Annotated in this window: 16 protein-coding genes and 3 pseudogenes; 18 read left to right on the plus strand and 1 reads right to left on the minus strand. The window is 58.9% G+C overall.

Annotated features, from left to right (window positions below):
- Positions 1-82: 82 nt before the first annotated feature.
- Positions 83-1405: a C4-dicarboxylate transporter DctA gene (gene dctA, locus N2604_RS05785; RefSeq protein ID WP_050996256.1), complete on the minus strand. Its 1323-nt coding sequence runs from the start codon at positions 1403-1405 to the stop codon at positions 83-85.
- A 1125-nt stretch (positions 1406-2530) separates the two neighbouring features.
- On the opposite strand from dctA, the pseudogene N2604_RS05790 reads away from it, so the two are divergent.
- The 18 genes and pseudogenes from N2604_RS05790 to N2604_RS05880 all read left to right on the plus strand — a co-directional run bounded on the left by N2604_RS05790 (position 2531) and on the right by N2604_RS05880 (position 20907).
- A pseudogene (locus N2604_RS05790) lies at positions 2531-3211 on the plus strand (molybdate ABC transporter permease subunit).
- An 80-nt stretch (positions 3212-3291) separates the two neighbouring features.
- Positions 3292-4552 (plus strand): annotated as a pseudogene (locus N2604_RS39520) (serine hydrolase domain-containing protein).
- Positions 4553-5350: 798 nt separating this feature from the next.
- Positions 5351-6451 carry a hydrogenase small subunit gene (locus tag N2604_RS05805; protein WP_124163592.1) on the plus strand — a complete coding sequence of 367 codons (1101 nt, stop codon included), beginning with the start codon at positions 5351-5353 and terminating at the stop codon, positions 6449-6451.
- Between the two features lie 12 nt (positions 6452-6463).
- Positions 6464-8254, plus strand: a complete 1791-nt coding sequence (locus tag N2604_RS05810) for a nickel-dependent hydrogenase large subunit (protein ID WP_158670228.1) — start codon at positions 6464-6466, stop codon at positions 8252-8254.
- Between the two features lie 4 nt (positions 8255-8258).
- A complete protein-coding gene (cybH, locus tag N2604_RS05815; RefSeq protein ID WP_199752369.1) occupies positions 8259-8954 on the plus strand; it encodes a Ni/Fe-hydrogenase, b-type cytochrome subunit in 696 nt (231 codons plus the stop codon).
- Between the two features lie 30 nt (positions 8955-8984).
- On the plus strand, positions 8985-9569 hold the full coding sequence (locus N2604_RS05820; RefSeq protein ID WP_124163595.1) for a HyaD/HybD family hydrogenase maturation endopeptidase: 585 nt from the start codon (positions 8985-8987) through the stop codon (positions 9567-9569).
- A 16-nt stretch (positions 9570-9585) separates the two neighbouring features.
- Positions 9586-9876, plus strand: coding sequence for a HypC/HybG/HupF family hydrogenase formation chaperone (locus N2604_RS05825; RefSeq protein ID WP_036031272.1), 291 nt, complete (start codon positions 9586-9588; stop codon positions 9874-9876).
- A gap of 186 nt (positions 9877-10062) precedes the next feature.
- The gene (locus N2604_RS05830; protein ID WP_036031275.1) at positions 10063-10497 is read left to right on the plus strand and encodes a hypothetical protein; all 435 of its coding nucleotides are present in this window, start codon (positions 10063-10065) and stop codon (positions 10495-10497) included.
- Positions 10494-11351 (plus strand): hydrogenase expression/formation protein, encoded by an 858-nt coding sequence (locus N2604_RS05835; RefSeq protein ID WP_199763125.1) that lies wholly within the window; start codon positions 10494-10496, stop codon positions 11349-11351. The genes N2604_RS05830 and N2604_RS05835 overlap by 4 nt, the downstream gene beginning before the upstream one ends.
- Positions 11352-11436: 85 nt before the next feature.
- On the plus strand, positions 11437-12528 hold the full coding sequence (locus N2604_RS05840; protein WP_158626802.1) for a hypothetical protein: 1092 nt from the start codon (positions 11437-11439) through the stop codon (positions 12526-12528).
- Positions 12521-12862 carry a hydrogenase maturation nickel metallochaperone HypA gene (gene hypA / locus N2604_RS05845; protein WP_036031281.1) on the plus strand — a complete coding sequence of 114 codons (342 nt, stop codon included), beginning with the start codon at positions 12521-12523 and terminating at the stop codon, positions 12860-12862. Before N2604_RS05840 ends, hypA begins: the two co-directional genes overlap by 8 nt.
- The gene (hypB, locus tag N2604_RS05850; RefSeq protein WP_158670227.1) at positions 12862-13809 is read left to right on the plus strand and encodes a hydrogenase nickel incorporation protein HypB; all 948 of its coding nucleotides are present in this window, start codon (positions 12862-12864) and stop codon (positions 13807-13809) included. Before hypA ends, hypB begins: the two co-directional genes overlap by 1 nt.
- On the plus strand, positions 13806-16061 hold the full coding sequence (gene hypF / locus N2604_RS05855; RefSeq protein ID WP_036031286.1) for a carbamoyltransferase HypF: 2256 nt from the start codon (positions 13806-13808) through the stop codon (positions 16059-16061). Before hypB ends, hypF begins: the two co-directional genes overlap by 4 nt.
- Position 16062: 1 nt before the next feature.
- Positions 16063-16299: a HypC/HybG/HupF family hydrogenase formation chaperone gene (locus N2604_RS05860; RefSeq protein WP_074448267.1), complete on the plus strand. Its 237-nt coding sequence runs from the start codon at positions 16063-16065 to the stop codon at positions 16297-16299.
- Positions 16296-17438 carry a hydrogenase formation protein HypD gene (hypD, locus tag N2604_RS05865; protein WP_199752373.1) on the plus strand — a complete coding sequence of 381 codons (1143 nt, stop codon included), beginning with the start codon at positions 16296-16298 and terminating at the stop codon, positions 17436-17438. Before N2604_RS05860 ends, hypD begins: the two co-directional genes overlap by 4 nt.
- Positions 17435-18481 (plus strand): hydrogenase expression/formation protein HypE, encoded by a 1047-nt coding sequence (gene hypE, locus N2604_RS05870; protein WP_124163599.1) that lies wholly within the window; start codon positions 17435-17437, stop codon positions 18479-18481. The genes hypD and hypE overlap by 4 nt, the downstream gene beginning before the upstream one ends.
- A 381-nt stretch (positions 18482-18862) precedes the next feature.
- Positions 18863-19970 (plus strand): annotated as a pseudogene (gene ald, locus N2604_RS05875) (alanine dehydrogenase).
- A 733-nt stretch (positions 19971-20703) separates the two neighbouring features.
- Complete coding sequence (locus tag N2604_RS05880; protein WP_036014930.1) at positions 20704-20907, plus strand: 4Fe-4S binding protein; 204 nt, start codon at positions 20704-20706, stop codon at positions 20905-20907.
- Positions 20908-21033: the final 126 nt, after the last annotated feature.

Consider the following 21033-nt stretch of genomic DNA (forward strand, 5'->3'; position numbering starts at 1 on the left):
TCGGCTTGGCCGATTCGAAGTACGAGAAATGTGTCTCTTGCATTCAATTCGTGTTCGGATGGTGGCGGTTAAGATCCGGGACCTACTTCATTGTGCTTGTAGGGTCGATAGTGGTCGAAACTGTGGGCTGGTTGAGCCGAGCCTGCAGCGTTCCGTGCTCTAGCTCGTCTTCCCACCAGGATACGAACACGGCTGCGATGCCATTGCCGATGATGTTCGTCAGGGCGCGCACCTCGCTCATGAACTTGTCGATCGAAAATACGATTGCCATGCCCGGCACAAGCGCTGGGTTTACCACCGACAATGTCGCAGCGAGGGTGATGAAGCCAGCGCCGGTGACGCCGCTCGCTCCCTTCGACGTTAGCATTGCCACGAGCAAGATCGTGAGCTGCTGGTTAAAGGAGAGATCGACCCCGAGTGCCTGGGCAATGAACAAGGTTGCAAGTGTCATGTAGATGTTGGTGCCGTCGAGGTTGAAGGAATAGCCAGTTGGCACCACCAGTCCGACGACCGTCTTCGAGCAGCCCAGCCGCTCGAGCTTCTCCATCAATTGCGGCAGCGCGCTTTCGGAGGATGACGTACCGAGCACGATCAGAATCTCGTCTTTGATATAGACAAGAAACTTGAAAATCGAAAAACCGACGAGGCGCGCGATCAGGCCGAGCACCACCACAACAAACAGCGCGGCTGTTGCGTAAAACAGCGCGATCAGACCGATCAAATTACCGAGTGCTGCCGGCCCAAACTTGCCGACCGTGAACGCCATGGCGCCGAAGGCGCCGACCGGGGCCGCTTTCATTACAATAGCGATTACGCCGAACACTGCGTGCGCGACGTCGTCAATCATGCCGCGCAGCCGCTCCCCACGTTTTCCCAGAGCCATCAGAGAAAAGCCGAAAAGGATCGCGAACAGTAGAACCTGCAGAACATCCCCGCGAGCGAAGGCGCCGACCACGCTATCGGGAATGATGTTGAGAAAAAAGTCGACGGTCTTCGAAGCTTCCGCCTGCTTGACGTAATTGGCGACCGCCGCAGCATCCGGCTTGACCGCAAGGCCATGGCCGATTTGGACGAGATTGCCCATAACAAGGCCCAACAGCAAGGCAAAGCTGGACACGATCTCGAAATAGAACAGCGCCTTCACGCCGACGCACCCCACTTTCTTCGCATCCTGAATATGCGCAATACCAGATGTGACGGTGCAGAAAATAATCGGCGCGATCACCATCTTGATGAGCTTGATGAACCCGTCACCGAGGGCCTTAATCCAGTCGTTGGTGGCTAGAGATGGCCAGAGGCAGCCGACCACGGCGCCCATAAAGATCGCGATCAGCACCTGAACGTAGAGTATCTTATACCAAGCTTGCGACGCGCGTGCAGGCGCCGCAGTTGCCATGGTGGTCATGACGCTTCCTTCCCGAATATACTCGAATGTGAGCCGCCGCGCTTCAGAGGCGGCAGCGTCATACGAGACTCATCATTTTAGCCGTGTCCGATTGAAGACGGTTCCGGGAGCCGGCGCGTCCTTCCAAAGGCAGGCGTGTAGTTACGTTGTCCATTCTCGTTAAGCAAGATATGCACCAGATGCCTAAGCGGCGGCCGATTGATCAGTCGTGGACAAGTCGTCTGCCTGGGCGGGATTGGCTGAGTCGAGCGCGGACCGCATTCGCAAGGTCGAAAAAACAATTGCAGCGTAGCGCGCATTGGCGGAGTTACGTCTCGACTGGGAGCCTTAGCGTGCTCGATATGCACACAGTGCTGAGATCGATGCAACAACACGTGGCATCGGTAAAATCGATAGTTTGGATTGCACGCATTTGCCGGATGGAAGCGCGGCTTGGAAAACAAGATTGTTCGTAAAAGCCATTGATGTAGGAACTACCGGCAAAGCTCGATGTGCACGGGGGCGTTTGTCTCCAGGCCTGTGCTGACGATCCGCATTGGCCAGGGCGGTCACGAGGCCGGCTTCGCTCACGGCCCCTCGCGCCTTTTGCGCCGTCGCAGAAGCAGCTTACAACGAGTTATCGGCTACCCGTTCCTGTTGCTGCCAAACGACGGGCTTCCTGCGGTCCGCTCCACTACCGGCGCGGCGAGCCGTCGACCAACCACACAGGGATCTCTTCGGCTGACAATTTCTAACGCTTCCTTGCAGGGCCGTCGCTGTCTGCTCGGAAACAAAGGTGCCGGAAACCTAACAGAGTGTTAGGTCCACTCCAAAGTGACGTCGCCGTCCACGCGAATTTCTCTCGCTGAGCATAGAGCTGCCACTGTTCGTACCCGGCACAGGAATTGCTGATGACAAATGAGAAGTTGCCGCCGTCATATGAACCGAAGCGGACCTGCCACAGGAGTTGTCGATGAGGCTTGCAATGCCGCTCTTGCTTGCACAAACGAAGCGCGTGAATTTGGCGGCCGCCACGAGCTGCCGCGCGACCAACGGGCGATTCGCGCCACCGCGCCGCGTGAGCCGCACGTGCAGGCCATCACTGTCAGGATACGTCGGCCCGCGCTCCCTGGCGGGCTGACGCAGATGGATGTGGTTTGGGCAGAGATTTCGCAATCCCTTGCGCTCACGATTGAGCTCGCCAGCTTGACGACCGTGATCCTTCTCTTGATTGGTGTGCCCCTGGCTTGGTGGCTAGCGCGCTCAAAGACCTTTGCGAGCGAGGCGGTGGCCACGTTGATCGCCCTGCCGCTGGTGCTGCCGCCAACGGCTCTCGGCTTTTGCGTCCTCGTTTTGCTCGGCCCCCACGGACCGGGTGGCGTTCTCGCCTCTTTCTGGGGCGAGCGCACGCTGGCCTTTACTTTCGCCGGAATCGTGGTCGGATCGGTCCTCTCGGCGCTGCCGTTAGTCGTGTAGCCGATCCGTAACGCCTTTGTTGCGATAGGCGATTTCCCCTTGGAGACGACCGGGCGCGTTTCGCCGTTGTATGCCTTCATCCCCATCACCGCGCCACTGGCGCGATTGGAATTTGTTAAAGCCGCCGTGGTTGGCTTTTCTCATACGATCGGCACATTCGGCGTCGTGATGATGATCGGCGGCAATATTCCTGGGCGCACTAAGGTGTTGTCGGCCTACGTCGTAGACTACGTCCAAGCGTCGCGCTGGCGTGAGGCAAGTGTGATTGCTGGTGGTATGGTGATGTTCGCCTTTACGACAATCTTCACTTTAGCGCTCATCGACAGACACTGTGCCAGGAGGGGCACCTAATCGTCTTAGGACTGCCGCCCGACATCCTAATGCGGGCGGCAGTCTTGCAAACTGGGCCCATCCATCCTTCCGAGGGTACAATGAACAAGCTTGCTATAGCCACGGCAGCTGCTGCATTCGCTCTCAATTCGGTGCACTCCGCGCCTCTGCCCGAAGCAGCGGCCGATGAGGTCGGCGTTTCTCAGCAGCGCCTTGCCAAGCTAGACGAGTTCTTCGCTCGCGAGATTGCAAGCAAACGCGTGCCGGGCGCGGTGATTGCAATCGCGAGAGACGGCAAGCTGATTCACTACAAAGCGTACGGCCAACTCGACCCCGTAAAAGGAAGCCCGATGCGGCTCGATGCGCTCTTCGCGCTTGCTTCTATGACCAAACCGATGGTGGCCGTTGCTGGGCTCATCCTTATGGAGGAAGGTCGCCTTCCTCTACACGCCAAGCTTACGGATTACTACCCGGAATTCGCAAACATGAAGGTGGCAGTGCCACAGCATGACGGATCATTAATATTTCAAACGCAGAGTTCTGCGATCTACATCCACGATCTTTATCGCCACACAACCGGACTCACCTACGGTGCGCCCGACAGCTCAGACCAAGTGGCGCGTCTCTATCCCGGTTTCGCCGACCCGCCCCTAAGGGGCGATAAGCAGGCTTTCATCGAAGCGATTACCAAGCTGCCGCTAGCGCACCAACCGGGGACGGAATTCGAATACGGCTTCTCGACCGATGTGCTGGGAGCTGTCATTGAACAGGGTCAGCGAACAGCGATTGGGCGACTATCTCATCCGCAATCTATGGAAGCCCATCAAAATACAAGATGCCACTTTCCGTTTGTCGGAATGGCAACGCGAGCGCCTCGCGCGTCCATTTTTCGGAGGACCCGCTGACGGGAAAGCCGCAAGACATCGAACTCCTCGAAAGCCAGACGAAGTTTGACCGCGGGGGAGCATGCGCATTTGCGACAGTCGGTGACTACGTGCGCTTTGGACAAATGCTGCTCAACGGCGGGGAGCTCGATGGGCAGCGGATTCTTGGTCCGAGGACGGTGCGCCACATGATCTCCAACCACCTCGGGCCAGGAATCAAAATAAAGTCGCCAATGTGGAAGCGCACCGTGCCGGCTTCGGGTTCGGGCTTGGAGTGGCTGTACGGCTAGCCGGGGGGCTTTCAGCGGTTCCGGGCAATCCAGGAGAGTTCACCTGGACCGGCGCCTACGGCACACAATTTTTCTGCGACCCAAAAGAGCGTCTGGTCGTGGTGGTCGGAACGGCGGCGCCCGGGGAAATCCGGAAGTACTACCGCGAACAAGTCCAGTATATCGTCTATGCCGCGATACTCCGATGATTTCACTTTCCCTCGAAAAGCTCGATGATCCGTTTTGGGTAGCAGACAGGCAGTGTTGCTAATACGGATCGATGTCGACTGAATGTAGGCGCCGTTGCCTTCTATCCGCGTCGGATGGATCGCACCAATGCTTCAAGACACGATCGCCTCCGCTGTCGCGAAGAAGCTCCTGCAAGCGGGTGAGTGTCGCGATGCGCCGCGACGTCGCGCCTTGCCACCGATTGGCTTGTGCGATGAACGCTCCTAGATGATATTAAACGTCCGGTCTCTTGCCCACAGCGCCGTTGCGATGAGGTGCGAGGAGGCGCTTTTACCAAAATCAGATCGAGTTGACCAGCTCCCAAAGCAACGTCAGCGGGGCGCATCGCGGCTCGGTCCATTGCGGCCTCTCTTCCTCGCTCGACGGCCGCTTTTGGACGGGCTGCCTGTGCAGTCGCGATCATGAGAGCTTGAACGCCTCGTTGGTCAGCAATCGGCAGGCCTGATTGGGAGCGGGCAGTGCGGTGCCCGTCCACTGCGCCAATTCTATTCGACAATCGGGCTGACGAGTGTCGCGATTGTAGGTTAGTCCCCGTGCAGTGGTGAACCTTCCTGCTGATTTGTTCAAGTGCTCACATCTTCAAAACTGAACACCATCAGCATGACAGATCCATGGCAAAGGGGCTGGCACGTGGCCGGGTTCACAATTGCGCAAATTTCGGCGGTCGCTTGATGTCTTAAGTGTTTCGCTTCGCTGGCCTGGTTCTTGCTAAACGTCAGTAATTCGTAACGGCCACGACTACTCACTTGGAAGGTTTCATGGATGATGCAACGGAAACGTTCTACAGCGTGATCAGACGTCAGGGTATCACGCGCCGTAGTTTCCACAAATTCTGTAGTGTGACGGCCGCGAGCTTGGGACTTGGTTCGCTCACCGCAAGCAATATTGCCCATGCCCTCGAAACCAAACCGCGTGTGCCCGTCATCTGGTTGCACGGGCTCGAGTGTACCTGTTGCTCGGAAAGCTTTATCCGCTCGGCCCATCCCTTGATTAAAGACGCGCTGCTGTCGATGATTTCGCTCGACTATGACGATACGATCATGGCGGCGGCTGGACACCAGGCTGAGGCCATCCTGGAAGAAACCCGTGCCAAGTACAAAGGCAGGTATGTGCTCGCAGTCGAAGGCAATCCGCCGTTGAAGGAGGGTGGCATGTTCTGCATTGACGGCGGCAAACCGTTCGTTGAGAAGCTCAGGTGGATGGCAGAAGGGGCCATGGCAATCATCGCTTGGGGCACGTGTGCGTCCTGGGGATGCGTGCAAGCGGCCAAGCCCAATCCGACTGGCGCGGCGCCAATCGATAAGGTGATCACCGACAAGCCCATCATCAAGGTGCCCGGGTGTCCTCCTATCGCAGAGATCATGAGTGGTCTCGTGACGTTCATCGTCACGTTCGGAAAGCTTCCGGAGCTCGATCGCCAAGGACGTCCAAGTATGTTTTATTCCGAGCGCATTCACGACAAGTGCTATCGGCGTTCCCATTTCGACGCTGGCCAATTCGTCGAAGAGTGGGACGATAGGTACGCCCGCAAGGGCTATTGCCTGTACAAGATGGGCTGCAAGGGGCCAACCACCTACAATGCCTGTTCGGCCGTTCGGTGGAACGGCGGCGTTTCATTTCCCGTTCAATCCGGTCACGGCTGCCTCGGCTGTTCTGAGGACGGCTTCTGGGACAAAGGGTCATTTTACGACCGACTTACAACCATCAAGCAGTTCGGCATTGAGGAGAACGCCGACAAGATCGGCATGGCCGCTGCCGGGGTGCTCGGGCTAACGGTTGCTGCCCATGCGGCGGTCACCGCCGTGAAGCGGTTGACCCACAAGCCGGATCGCGCGGCCGGTAAAGGCAAACCGAGTTGAGGAGATACGACGGTGGCCGTCCAGACGCCGAACGGGTTCAGTCTCGATCGTTCCGGCAGGCGAATCGTCATCGATCCGCTGACGCGGATCGAAGGCCACCTGCGCGTCGAAGCCAATCTCGATTCCGACAATGTAATCCGCAATGCGGTCTCAAGCGGGACAATGTGGCGTGGCATCGAAGTCATCCTGCGCGGGCGCGATCCGCGCGACGCCTGGGCGTTCACCGAGCGGATCTGCGGGGTCTGCACCGGCACCCATGCGCTCGCCTCCGTGCGCGCGGTTGAAAATGCACTAGGAATCGTGATTCCGGAGAATGCCAATTCGATCCGTAACATCATGCAGTTGTGCTTGCTCGTGCATGATCACCTCGTACATTTCTATCACTTGCATGCGTTGGATTGGGTCGACGTGGTTTCCGCGCTCAACGCCGATCCCAAGTCGACCTCCGCACTGGCGCAGTCTATCTCGCCTTGGCCGCTGTCATCCCCCGGCTATTTCAGAGATTTTCAGATCCGGCTCAACAAATTCTTCGGGTCAGGGCAACTCGGTCCGTTCAAGAATGGCTATTGGGGGCATCCGGCCTACAAGCTACCACCGGAAGCAAACCTGATGGCGGTAGCTCATTATATGGAAGCGCTCGACTTCCAGAAGGAGATTGTCAAGATCCAAGCTATCTATGGTGGCAAGAACCCGCATCCGAACTGGCTGGTCGGCGGCGTACCCTGCGCGATCAACATCGACGGAATCGGTGCGGTGGGCGCGATCAATATGGAACGACTGAATATCGTGTCCTCGATCATCGCCCGCTCGATCGAGTTTGTCGAGCAGGTCTATCTACCCGACATTGCTGCAATCTGCTCGTTCTATAAGGACTGGCTCCACGGCGGTGGTCTTTCGAGCAAAAGCGTGATGTCCTATGGCGACATCCCCGAAAACGCCAATGACTGTTCTGCGAAAAGTCTCAAGCTGCCGCGCGGGGTCATTCTTAATGGCAATCTCAAGGAGATACTGCCGATCGACCATGGTGATCCCGAGCAGATCCAGGAATTCGTCGCGCATTCATGGTATAAATACCCCAGCGATTGCGGTGGGCTGCATCCCTGGGACGGCATTACCGAGCCGAGTTTTAAACTGGGGCCAGAATTCAAAGGCAGCAAGACAGATATCAAGGAACTCGACGAAGGCGGCAAGTATTCCTGGATCAAAGCGCCGCGCTGGCGCGGCCACGCCGTCGAGGTCGGGCCGTTGGCGCGATACATCATTGGTTATGCGCAAGGGAAAGCCGAGTTCAAGGATCCCGCCGAGAGACTGCTCAAGCGGCTCAATCTGCCTCTGACTGCGCTGTTCTCGACCCTTGGCCGTACAGCGGCGCGGGCGCTCGAATGCCAGTGGGCGGCGCATCAGATGCGTTATTTTCAGGATAAGCTCGTAGTCCAGCTCAAGGCAGGCAATACGGCAACTGCCGACGTTAGCAGGTGGCGCCCGGAAAGCTGGCGTAAGGAGGCCAAGGGTTACGGGTTCACTGAGGCGCCTCGCGGTGCACTCGGCCACTGGATCAAGATCAAGGACGCTAAGATCGACAATTATCAATGTGTCGTTCCGACGACGTGGAACGGTTCTCCTCGGGATTCCAAAGGCAATATTGGCGCTTTTGAAGCTTCGCTGATCGGTACCCCGATGGCCGATCCGCAGCGGCCCCTGGAGATCTTGCGCACGATCCATTCCTTTGACCCGTGCTTGGCTTGCTCGACCCACGTGATGAGTCCTGAGGGCCAAGAAATGGCTTCAGTTAAAGTGCGTTAGGTCCATGCTGGATAGGGGGAAGCTCCTCACCGCCGACGATGCGGCACCGACTGATCGCAGCATTGGCGGTGGCGTCGCCCACGTTTATGCGCCGGTGCGACTGTGGCATTGGGCTAACGCGGCGGCCATTCTGGTACTAAGTTTAACCGGCTACCTTATTGGGACCGGCACACCAGCGATGAAGGGAGAGGCAAGCGGCAATTTCCTGTTCGGCTATATCCGCTTTGCCCATTTCGCGGCGGGATATGTGGCCAGCGTTGGCTTTCTTCTGCGCATCTACTGGGCCTTGATGGGAAATGCGCATGCCATCCAGATCTTTTGCGTGCCGCTCTGGCGCGGGTGCTTCTGGCGGGAGGTGTATCAGGAGATACTCTGGTATGCGTTCCTTACAGGGGATCCTGACAGGCGCCCCGGGCACGATCGCCTTGCTCAGCTCGCAATGTTCTTCATGTTTACACAGACGATCACGTTCATGGTCGTCACTGGCTTTGCACTTTATGGGCAAGGTGCCGGTACTGACAGCTGGCAGTACAAGGTGTTCGGCTGGCTGTTTTCAATCTGGCCGAACAGTCAGGACGTCCACACCTTGCATCATCTCGGCCTGTGGGTCATCGTGATGTTTGCGCTGGTCCACATCTACGCGGTGATCCGGGAAGACATCATATCGCGGCGCAGCTTCTTTTCCAAAAAGATCGGCTGAGCGCGGGTTTGGCGATTGACCGGGAAGCGAATGCTCAATCCGAAAGACAAAAAACGAATCCTCGTGCTCGGCATCGGCAATATCCTGTGGGCCGATGAGGGCTTCGGCGTGCGAGTGGTCGAAGAGCTTCATAGCCGCTACGCCGTCGATAATAATGTCACCGTCCTCGATGGCGGCACCCAGGGACTCTACCTCGTCAGTTTTCTTGAACAGGCCGATTGCGTGGTCGTGTTCGATGCCATCGACTATGGATTGCCGCCCGGCCAGTTGGAGCTTGTACGAGATGACGAAGTGCCAAAGTTTACTGGTGCCAAGAAAGTGAGCCTGCATCAGACCGGTTTTCAGGAGGTCTTGAGCGCGGCCGATTTTCTTGGCCGCCGCCCGCGAGAGCTCGCTCTCATCGGCTGTCAGCCACTGGACCTGGAGACTTGGGGCGGTCCTCTGACCGCGCCGGTGCGCTTTCAGATTGGGCCTGCGATTGAACTGGCTTGTAAGCTCCTAGCGCAGTGGGGCTCGCCGGCAAAACCGCGGGGCGCGCCGCTGCCTGCATCAGAACGGCTGTTGGCGAACAATATTGACCATGCGAATTATGAGATGAGGGCGCAGCCCGTCTAGCGGCCTGAGACTGACAATGTGCCTTGGCTTGCCAATGACGATTGCCGAGACCGACGGTATCACGGCGCTGTGCGAGTATGGCAATGAACAGCGGCGCGTCTCGGTCATGCTGCTCGCCGATGTACCGGTCGGCGCCAAGGTGCTCGTTCATATCGACAGCGCGGTGCGGGTTTTGGACGACAATGAAGCAAGGCTGATCTCGGAAGCACTTGACGGGCTTGAGGCCAGCCTCAACGGCCAGGACATCGATCGATTCTTTGCGGACTTGATCGGTCACGAGCCACAATTGCCGGAGCACTTACGCTAGCCGTTCCGCTCACTTGCGCCGACTGAAGGGATCTCACAATTCGAATTCCAATCGCACGTAACGTTTGCCTGGAAAATATCAGGCGTTTCGCCGTTGCTCCGAGCGCGAGTTGCGGCCAGAGCATGATTGGCATGCGCCTTGCTAACCGCCTGCTAGCAGAAGCGAACAATATGAGAAAGGCGTCTGATGAAATTGCAGCCGGAGCAGCATGGTTCAGCGCGACCCCCTCCGTTCGACGTGGAGGGCGTCAGCGTCGATGCGCGCCTAGCCGTGCACGCTCAAGCGACGGTGACTGTGATGCCGCTGTCCGCGGCCGAACTCCGGATCATCCAGCTCGCGTTCTTCCTTCCTAAAGTTGTCAAGAAGTTTCGACAAGGCACGCAAGGCGCAGTGGTGTCCCGCATCGTTAATGGCACACGAGTCGGCAGGCTCGGCCGACGTAGACCGTCGACGCCGAGCCTATGCGCTAGGCACGATGAACTCTGCCTGGTCGGCAAGAGATCGGGCCGTTTGCTCGCGATCAACCGCATCTCCGTACCGATCATTCGGGCACACGCCGCCAGCACTTGGGTCGGCAAGTGCATTGCCTCTCGGTACAGGCAGTGGAACATCGCATCATGAAAACGGCGATCCCCACTGTATCCGGCGGCGCTGAGCGGGCGACGAGCGACCTCGCCACTGGCCCTGCGAGTCTCGATGTATTCCATACCGGCCCCATGAGTGTGCTCGCCCGCCGCGCCTGGGGCGATGCGGACGAGCGTGGAAGGAACTATCCGAACGCCACCTTGCTGTTAGCAAACGCCGCTGCTGCCGTTCGCGGTCAGAGAAGCGGTGCTCGGACACAACTTTACGGGCTCGCAAATCTCAGCGATGGCGAACGCAAGTTGATTGACGAATTGCTCGGAGAAGGTGAGGTGGCCGGCGTGGTTGCGCTGCCAGATGGCTCTTTGGCGCAAATCCGGGAGTCCGTGCTCGCGGGAATCTGGCGCGTGCGCATCGGCGCGGAGCCTGCGCATGAATATGTTGAGGTCGGGTCGATTCCGCAGATTGTGCGGCGTGCCGCAACTGACTTGACGTCCGCCGATCTTGTGATCCGCACGCCGCCGAATGGCGCGATGAACGTTCAACCGGTGCTGGCCGAAATACGCGAGCGGGCGAGGGTCTGGCGATTAGGCATGCACGCCTATGTCATCAATCTGACGTCACTGCCAATGAGCATTATCGACTTGGCATTCCTACAGCAAAGCTTGGGCAATGGACCGGTCCAACTCATGTTGCACGGCTACAGCACCTGCCGAGTGCAGGCGACCGGGATCAGGAATGTCTGGTCCGTGCAGTTCTTCAATTCTACGGACGACATCATCCTTGATACGCTGGAGGTCGGCGGCGTGCCGATTGTTGCGTTGGCTGCTGATGAGGATTTCCAGGACTCAGCCGAGCGCATGCAGGAAATTATCGAGGCGTATTTCACATGAAGACGTCGGCGCATCGGGTGCGATCCCGCAGACGGCGCATGCGCATGGACTATAGCTTGCGCGGGACGATGGCGGAGTGTTGCGCATGAGCCTTGTTGCCCGCAACAAAATCGATGTACGCATATTGCTAGCTGCCGACGTAGTCGCCTCGGTCGAGATCCTGCCGCGAGTCCGGCCGCCGCTGGCGCGCGCGTTCGCCGGAAAGGAGCCCTCGACAGTGCTCAACGTGCTGCCGCGGCTTTTCGCGTTGTGTGTCGCTGCGCAGCAAACTGCATTATTGTCTGCCATCGAGACGGCCCGCGACGAAGTGATCACCCGCGCAACAAGGCAGCAGCGTATTGCACTTATCGTTACTGAGCGCATCGCGGATTTGGCACGGAGCCTTTTTGTCGGACATCTTACGTTAGATGTCGCCAGTGCGGCGGCAATCCGCTCCCTGATGTCGGAATTGTCAGCGTTTGTCCGCTCCGCACAGCCAACCTGGAGCTCCGCTCAACGCGAAGCGACCGCGCGGATTGTCGCTGCGCTGGCCGCGCTCGGTCTATATGAGGGGGAGGCGCTGAGGTCTGGTAGCCCGCTGGCGCTTCGCGTTACGGCGCTTAATGACGTCGACGTGAAGTCAATTCCGGCGGGGCACTCATTCTTGTCTGTTGCTGACGACCCCAACATCACGAAACGGCTGCTCGGGGATGACTCGACGTTCTGCTATTCTCCCGATGTTGACGGACATGTGCCCGAGACGGGTCCATGGGCGCGCCAGATCAGCCGGGATGGGGTCCCGCTGGGACCCTTCGGTGCGGCCGAGCGGCTGATGGCCAGACTTAATGAAATCCTGCGGCTATGTGCCTGGCTCAAGGCCGGCGCTCAGATTGGAGCCGCGGAGCATGGGATTATCGAAAGATATAAGCTAGGGCCGCGCCGTGCAGCGGCCGCGGTCGAATGCGCCAGGGGCCGTCTCTACCACGCGGTTGAACTCGATGCTCAGGGCAGAATATCCCGCTTCGAATTCCTTGCGCCGACGGAGTGGAATTTCCACCGGCGCGGACCGCTTGTTCGGAACCTGCAAGGCGCGGTGCTGACGGCTCGAAGACGCGAAGATGCAGTCCATGCGGTGATTGCATCGCTCGATCCGTGCGTCGCGTTCACCCTCAACCTTAGCGAAGTTCGCGATGCATGAAATGGCGATTTGTCTTGGCATCATTCAGATCGTCGAGGAGAAGGTACACGAGCGATCCTCTTCGCGGGTGCGGAGCATCTGTCTGGAGATGGGAGCGCTGAGTCATGCGGCGCCTGAAGCGATCAGGTTCTGCTTTGCTGCCGCTGCAACGCGGACCGTTGCCGAGGGCGCGGCTCTTAATATCGTCGAACTGCCCGGCGTTGCCTGGTGCATGAGCTGTTCGAAGAGCGTCGAAATTGCTCGGCGCGGTGAGTGCTGCCCTTGCTGCGGCAGCTATCACTTGCAGGTGACCGCGGGCGAACAGATGCGCGTGAAAGAGTTGGAGATCGATTGATGTGTACCATTTGCGGCTGCCACCAAGGGACGCCGTCCACAAAACGCGCCGAGGCGAATGATGCGGAGAGCCATGAGCGATCCCTTCAGGACGATCGCGATTGCCATTCTGCCCTTCCGCCGGGCGACCGACGGCCGCCGCAGTCAAACCACGCTGGTGATCGCTATAAGCGCTGTCCTCGCTCAGCCAATCACCAGGCGCATAACGCGCAGGCGCTTCCGAGCGGCGTCGATCCGCCTGATTTGAGGGGCTGTGGCATGACCAGAACGCGGCTCGTTGAGATTGAGCGCGATATCCTGGACAAGAATAATGGAATTGCGGCGAACAATCGCGCGCTCTTCGTAGCCGATGACCTGCTTGTATTTAATCTTTTGTCCAGCCCCGGTGCCGGTAAAACGACACTGCTCGTCCGCGCGGTGTCCGAGCTCAAGTGCAGCCGGTGGGTCGGGGTCATCGAAGGGGACCAGCAGACCTCGAACGATGCCAAACGTATTCAGGCCGCCGGCGTGCCAGCCGTTCAAATCAATACCGGCAAGAATTGTCATCTCGACGCTGCAATGATTGGCGACGCTTATCGCCGCCTGCCGCTGCTCTCGGGCGGTATTCTCTTCATCGAGAACGTGGGTAATCTGATCTGTCCCGCTGCCTTCGATCTTGGCGAAACCTGCAAGATCGTAGTGTTCTCGATTACTGAAGGTGAAGACAAGCCGCTCAAATATCCTGATGTGTTTGCCGCTTCGTCGCTCATGGTGATTAACAAGATTGATCTAGCGTCGCTGCTCGAATTCGACGTGGGCAAGGCCATCGAATACGCCAGACGGGTCAACCCAAAGATCGACGTGATTGTAGTTTCGGCTCGGACTGGCGAAGGCTTTGCCGCGCTCTACGCCTGGATCGATAGACAGGCGGGCCGTCAGAGGCGCGCCTTCGAGGACAAAGGGCGATGAGCGCCGCAGCCACCTGCGACCGAACACGGCTGCGCGTGGTCGTGAGTGGGGCAGTGCAAGGGGTCGGCTTTCGTCCTTACGTCTATGGACTTGCCGTTCGGTACGGATTGGCGGGGTTTGTCATCAATGGCCCTGAGGGCGTCATCATCGAGGTTGAGGGCCACCGTGCCTCGGAGTTTGTCGCCACGTTGCCGCTCGAGGCGCCTCCATTGGCACGCATAGTCGACATCTGCGTTCGCGAGACTACGGCGCTCGCGGCGAAGGGCTTTTCGATCGGGACGAGCGAAGCCGGCAAATTGTCAACGCAGATCGTCGCTGACGCCGCGGTCTGCCAGCAATGCCTCAAAGAGCTATTCGATCCAGAAAATCGGCATTACCTTTATCCCTTCATCAGTTGCTGCCATTGCGGTCCACGCTACACCATCGCCGAACGGCTTCCGTACGATCGCCGCAACACTGTGATGAGGGCTTTTAGTTTGTGCGCCGCGTGCGCGGCTGACTATGCCGATCCGGCAAGCCGCAGGTTTCACGCGGAGGCGATCGCGTGCCCAGCATGCGGTCCTCGGCTTAGCCATGGGATCAGCGATATTGTCGCGGCAATCGCGCGGGGGCAGATCGTGGCGATAAAGGGGCTGGGCGGATACCAGCTTCTTTGCGATGCGCGTAATCAGGACGCCGTGCAGCGTTTGCGCAGGAGAAAGCACCGCCTTCAGAAGCCGTTCGCGGTTTTGGTCGATTCCGTCGAGCGCGTCAGCGAGATCGCGGCGGCGAACGCGCCCGAGCTAGCGCTGCTAGAATCCGTAGCACGTCCGATCGTCCTCCTGCCATCACGCAACAATCTGGCGCCCGCCATAGCACCTGGTTTATCGCGAGTGGGTGTCATGCTGCCCGTACTGCCGCTGCATCACCTCATCTTCCATGCGCTTCGCTCGCCAGGTACACGTGCGGGGTCTAGCCCCGTCATCGTGGCCACCAGTGCCAATATTTGCGGCGAACCGCTGCTGATTGATAACGCGCAGGCATTGCGGCGGCTCAACGGAATCGCCGATCTTGTCGTGACCCATGATCGCGATATCTTGACGCGTGCTGATGATTCCGTGGTTTCGGTGGTGGCTGGCCGGCCGCAATTCCTTCGTCGTGCCCGTGGCTATGTTCCCGAGCCGATCCGCCTTGCGAGAGCCGTCCCGCCCGTGCTCGCCGTTGGCGGCGAACTGAAATCGACCGTCACCATCACCCGGGACAACCAAGCGTTCGTCTCTCAGCATATTGGCGATCTAAATACGGCCGAAGGCATCCGTGCGTTTGAGAGGACGATCCGACACCTAACATCGAGCCTTGACGTGGAACCTGTCGCTTTCGCCCATGATCTGCATCCCGATATGGCTTCTACCCGCTTTGCGCAAGAAAATGCTCGCGCGCTGATCGCGGTCCAGCATCACCACGCACACGCTGCCGCAGTGATCGCCGAGCATGGCCATGTGGGACCAGCGCTTGCCCTGGTGCTCGATGGCCATGGCTTCGGCTCCGACGGCGGTAACTGGGGTGGCGAACTATTGTTGTGCGAAGGGACGTGGTCCCGACGCATCGGGCACTTAGCGCCCATGCAGATGCCTGGTGGAGATCGTGCAGCCCGCGAGCCGTGGCGCATGGCGGGCGCAGTATTACACGGGCTCGGCAGGGGTAACGAAATCGGGCAGCGCTTTGCGGCGCAACGGCAAGCCGGGTGTGTGTCGGACTTGCTCGATCAGCCGGGCGGGACCACCACGACCAGTGCGGGACGGTTGTTCGACGCAGCAGCGGCGCTGCTGGGGATTGCGCATTTGCAGAGCTATGACGGCGAAGCAGCGATGAAGCTCGAAGCGCTGGTGCGGCGGGCAGCGATTCTCGAAGCCGGCTGGACGATCGATGGCGGCGTGCTGTCGCTTCGTCCGCTATTTTCGCGGTTGATTGCTGATGACATCGATGCCGCAGGCGGAGCTGGGCTGTTTCATGGCACTTTCGTCGCCGCCTGCGTCGACTGGGTCACGCGCGCCGCGCGGACAACCGGCGTCAATACCGTCGTTCTGAGCGGCGGCTGCTTCCTGAACGCGGTGCTGGCGGACGAGATCCCGCGCGGTTGCAGCGCTGCCGGTCTTTCACCGTTGGTGCCGCGGCGGCTGCCGCCCAGTGATGGCGGTTTGAGCCTTGGTCAAGCCTGGATTGCCGCTCTACAGATTGCTCAACAGTCGTCCGCCAGGGGAGGAACTGCCTGACATGTGTCTTTCGGTTCCGGCGAAGATCGCGAAAATTCTACCCGACGACATGGCTCTCGTGTCGATCGATGGCCTCAGCCTGGAGATATCGATTGCCCTCGTCGACGAGCTCGATGTCGGCGATTACGTCCTCGTCCATGTCGGCTACGCGCTCGCCAAGATCGATCCGACAGAAGCCAAACGCACGCTGGAGCTCCTGCAGGAGCTGGGCAGCGCCGCGCAGGAATGCCGGTCATGAAATATTCTGATGAATTTCGCGACAAGATCATCGCGCAGGGACTTGCGCGTGCGATTGACGCTGAGGTCAGTTCGCAAAGAGCCTATCGGTTCATGGAATTTTGCGGCGGACACACTCATGCGATCTCCCGCTATGGCCTCGAGGATCTGCTGCCCGCGAACGTCCGGATGATCCACGGCCCCGGTTGTCCCGTCTGCGTTCTGCCCGCAAGCCGAATCGACATGGCGATCCGGCTCGTCGACCGACCAGAGGTCACTCTCTGCGTCTACGGCGACTTGATGCGCGCGCCCGGGTCGCAAGGACAGTCCCTGTTGCGAGCCAAAGCGCTGGGCGCTGACATTCGGATGGTCTACTCGACGCTCGACGCTATCCGGCTCGCCGAACAGATGCCGGGCCGCGAGGTGGTCTTCTTTGCCATCGGATTTGAGACCACGACACCCCCAACGGCGAACATGATCCGGATTGCCGAGAGCAAGCGGATGGAGGGCCTGAGCGTGTTCTGCAATCACGTGCTTACACCCTCTGCGATGCACAGCATTCTCGAGAACCCGAAGATCCGCAACACCGGCGGCGTCCCAATTGACGGCTTCATCGGGCCTGCACATGTCAGCACCATTATCGGTACGCAGCCTTACGAGCCGCTGGCAGAACAGTTCGAGAAGCCGATCGTGGTTGCGGGATTTGAACCCCTCGACGTGCTGCAAGCTATATTGATGCTGGTGCGGCAAGTGAATCAACACCGCTATGAGGTAGAAAACCAATACAGCCGTGCAGTGACACGCGAAGGCAATCGGCGCGCCAAGGGCGAGGTGTCGCAGGTATTCGAACTGCGTGATCAGTTTGAATGGCGGGGGCTTGGACTCGTACCCAACAGCGGACTGAAGCTGAAGCGGTCGTATGCAAAATTCGACGCCGAGACGCGTTTTGCGATCCACGACATGCCTGTCGCAGACAATCCGGCGTGCGAGTGCTGTGCGATCCTGCGTGGCGCCAAACGGCCGGTCGATTGCAAGTTGTTTGGAAACATCTGCACTCCGGAAACGCCCATAGGGGCCTGCATGGTGTCATCAGAAGGGGCTTGCGCGGCGTACTGGACCTATGGCCGAGTTCGCGATGAACGGGTGAGGCAGAGGTCATGAGCGTGAAAGCCTATCCACGCAAGCTCGACGTAAAGAACGGGCGCGTTGAACTTTCCCACGGATCTGGGGGCCGTGCCATGGCACAGCTGATCTCCGACCTTTTTCACCAAGCCTTCGGTAATGAATGGCTCGCCCGCTGCAATGATCAGTCGGCGTTTGACGTTTCGGCAGGCAGAATGGTGATGACGACCGACGGCTATGTGGTTACACCACTGTTCTTTCCCGGCGGTAATATCGGGTCATTGGCTGTGCACGGCACGATTAATGATGTGGCGATGTCCGGTGCGCGTCCCCTCTATCTGTCAGCCAGCTTTATCATCGAGGAGGGTTTCCGGTTTTCGGATCTGAAGACGATCGCGGATTCGATGGGCGCGGCAGCACGCGGGGCCGGCGTTTACATCATTGCCGGGGACACCAAGGTCGTCGAGCGCGGCAAGGCAGACGGTCTGTTCATCTCCGTGGCCGGGATCGGGCTTGTGGCCGATGGGCTGGATCTGTCCGCCGACAAGGTAAGGGTCGGGGATCGTGTGCTGGTGTCCGGAAGCCTCGGCGACCATGGGGTGGCGATCATGTCAAAACGTCAGAACGTCGCTTTTCAGACCGAAATCGTCTCGGACTCAGCAGCGTTGCATAATCTCGTAGCGGTCATGATTGCCGCCGGCGGTGGCGGCATCCGGGTGATGCGCGACCCCACGCGCGGCGGGCTAGCTGCGGCTCTCAATGAGATTGCACATCAATCCGACCTTGGGTTCCATCTGCAGGAATCAACCATTCCTGTGAAGCCTGCGGTTGCGGCTACTTGCGAGCTGCTTGGACTCGAGCCGATCCATGTCGCCAACGAGGGCAAGCTGGTTGCGATCGTCGCGCCTGATTCGGCCGATGCCGTGCTTGCTGCCATGAAAGCGCACCCGCTCGCGACCGATGCAGCTGATATTGGTGAGGCGGTGGCTGACGATCACAAGTTTGTGCAGATGACCACCGGTTTCGGCGGTCGACGCGTCGTCGACTGGCTGTGGGGCGAACAATTGCCTCGGATCTGTTGAACAGGGTACGCAGTGTCGATTTTCTGGAAGCCATCAGTGGTCATTGGCCATCAACTCCTGGAGCGCTATCGCTTGATAGGCAATCCTGCCAAACACGCGAAACGCCATCTTTACTGCTTTCGAACTTCGGCAGGCTGTGATTTCGGTCGTTAGCTTCTCTGCGAGCCGAGACCGCAATTCGGAACTATTTATCGCCTATCGCTCAGTGTCGACGGTTAAGCTCAGCGAGCAAGGTCACACGATCCGCTCGGCACGCGTGGGTTTGAAATCCTGCGAAGCCTGTCAAATATCGCTGAATTCCTGCGCCATTTCGGTCGGTTGCGTCGCGATATCGCTGCTCGCTTCCGATAAGAAAGGCCGCGTCAGGCAGGGAGTTATCAAATGAAGGTCGGAGTCCCAAAAGAAATCAAGGCGCATGAATATCGCGTGGGCCTTACTCCTGGAGCTGCCCGCGAATACGTGGCAGCGGGCCACAGCGTGATGATCGAGACCGATGCGGGCGCTGGCATTGGTGCAACCGATGACGATTATCGCAATGCTGGCGCAACGATTCTAACTTCCGCCGTTGAGGTATTCGCCTTGACCGAGATGATCGTAAAGGTCAAGGAGCCTCAGCCGTCCGAATGGTCTCAGCTGCGTGAGAATCACATCCTCTTCACTTATCTGCATCTGGCTCCCGACCTGGACCAGGCTACCGGCCTCCTGGAATCAGGATGCACTGCGATCGCCTATGAGACTGTAACTGATGCGCATGGTGGTCTTCCACTGCTGGCGCCGATGAGCGAGGTCGCGGGTAGGCTTGCGATCGAAGCGGCGGGTAGCGCCCTAAAGCGGAGTACAGGCGGACGAGGCTGCTGATCGGTGGGGTGCCCGGTGTTCAGCCTGCCCGAATCGTGGTGATCGGAGGTGGCGTCGTCGGTACGCACGCGGCACGCATGGCGGTCGGTCTGGGCGCAGAAGTGACCATCATCGATCGTTCGATAATCCGGCTCCGCGAGCTGGACGAGCTATTCGAAGGACGCGTTCGCACCAGATTTTCAACTCGAGTCTGTAGAGGAAGAGGTATTTGCGGCGGATGTGGTGATTGGTGCCGTGCTCGTTCCAGGTGCGAGCGCGCCGAAGCTGGTCCGCCGGAGCATGCTGAGCTCGATGCGCAAGAGGGCGGTACTCGTGGACGTCGCTATCGATCAGGGCGGCTGCTTTGAGACATCACACCCAACCACTCACGCGGATCAAACTTACGAAGTAGATGGCATCATTCATTAGTGTGGCCAATATGCCCGGCGCCGTTCCGCTGACCTCGAGTCAAGCACTGAATAACGCAACTCTGCCGTTTGGTTTGGCTCTGGCCAACAAGGGTTTTTCCGCCGTGCTCGAAAATCCCCATTTGCGCGCAGGCCTCAACGTCCATCGGGGCCGGCTAACTTACAAAGCGGTGGCCGAAAGCCTCGGGCTGCCCTTCTCACCGATCGAACAGGCTGCGGCCTGATCCCAAAGGCCCTCATGGGCGTTTCCTCCGTGACTAAGCCACCCTTTGGGGTGGCTTTTTTTCGGCTACACCCATCGACTGACGCCGCCGGCATCTATTTTGAGCGCGGAGCGTAGGTAGGATCACCAAACGAACACCTGGCTTCAGTCGCCCGCACGAGGGGGAGACAGTGTACTTTTGCCCCATACAGCGGATGTGAATGCCGGTTCTGCCCGCAATACGGGGCAACTGAAAATGCGTTCCGCGGGCCCTGAGAGGGACGCGCATCACGGGTGTGACTGTATCTGGAGCGACCGCCGTGACCTTCTGACTGGCTGTGGCGAGGCGGACTGGTGAGGACCTGCCGGTTGCTGCCCGTGATGCTGTCGCGTAAGCCGCGGCTGTCCCGGTGAGTGGAATTAACAAGATGCGCTCTGGTTTGGACCCGCGGAGAACTTCGTGATGCCGCGCGACGCATCGATCTTAGCCGCGGCACGAAGGCGTTGGGGAGGATCTCAGATCGTCCCCCCTGAGTCTGGAGAAGGTGGTTCACCTGATCTGACTGCTGTGAATCAACCATGCGCAAATCAAAGCATCGAGATCAAGCCGCCACGCCCCTTGTAGGATTTGCGACAGCGTGTCGAGGCGGCGATTTGCGTTATCGAAATTACTCCAGACGAATCAAGCTCAAACTGTCTGGCACAAGACTTGATAGCAAGAAACTGTCCCGCACCTTGCTTATGGAATCGCAGTGATGGCTTACAAGATAATCGCATCCCAGTGCACCGTCTGCGGTGCGTGTGAGTTCGAGTGTCCCAATGCTGCGATCAGCCTGAAGAACGACATATATGTGATCAATCCGTCCCAGTGTACCCAATGTGAAGGGCATTTTGACGCGCCACAATGCGCGGTCGTTTGCCCGGTGCCCGATACCTGCGTGCCGGCAAAGGTAGGGTAGCCGACGAGAGGAGCTCCCGCACGAACATAATGAACACGCTCTCGACACCGCCGCCTTTCCTAATCGTCTCCTGTTTTTCTCACTTGCTAGCCGCGAGCTCGTGGTGACTCACGCGAGCCGCTCGCA

The sequence above is a fragment of the Bradyrhizobium sp. CB1015 genome, from assembly GCF_025200925.1.
Taxonomy (GTDB): Bacteria; Pseudomonadota; Alphaproteobacteria; order Rhizobiales; family Xanthobacteraceae; genus Bradyrhizobium.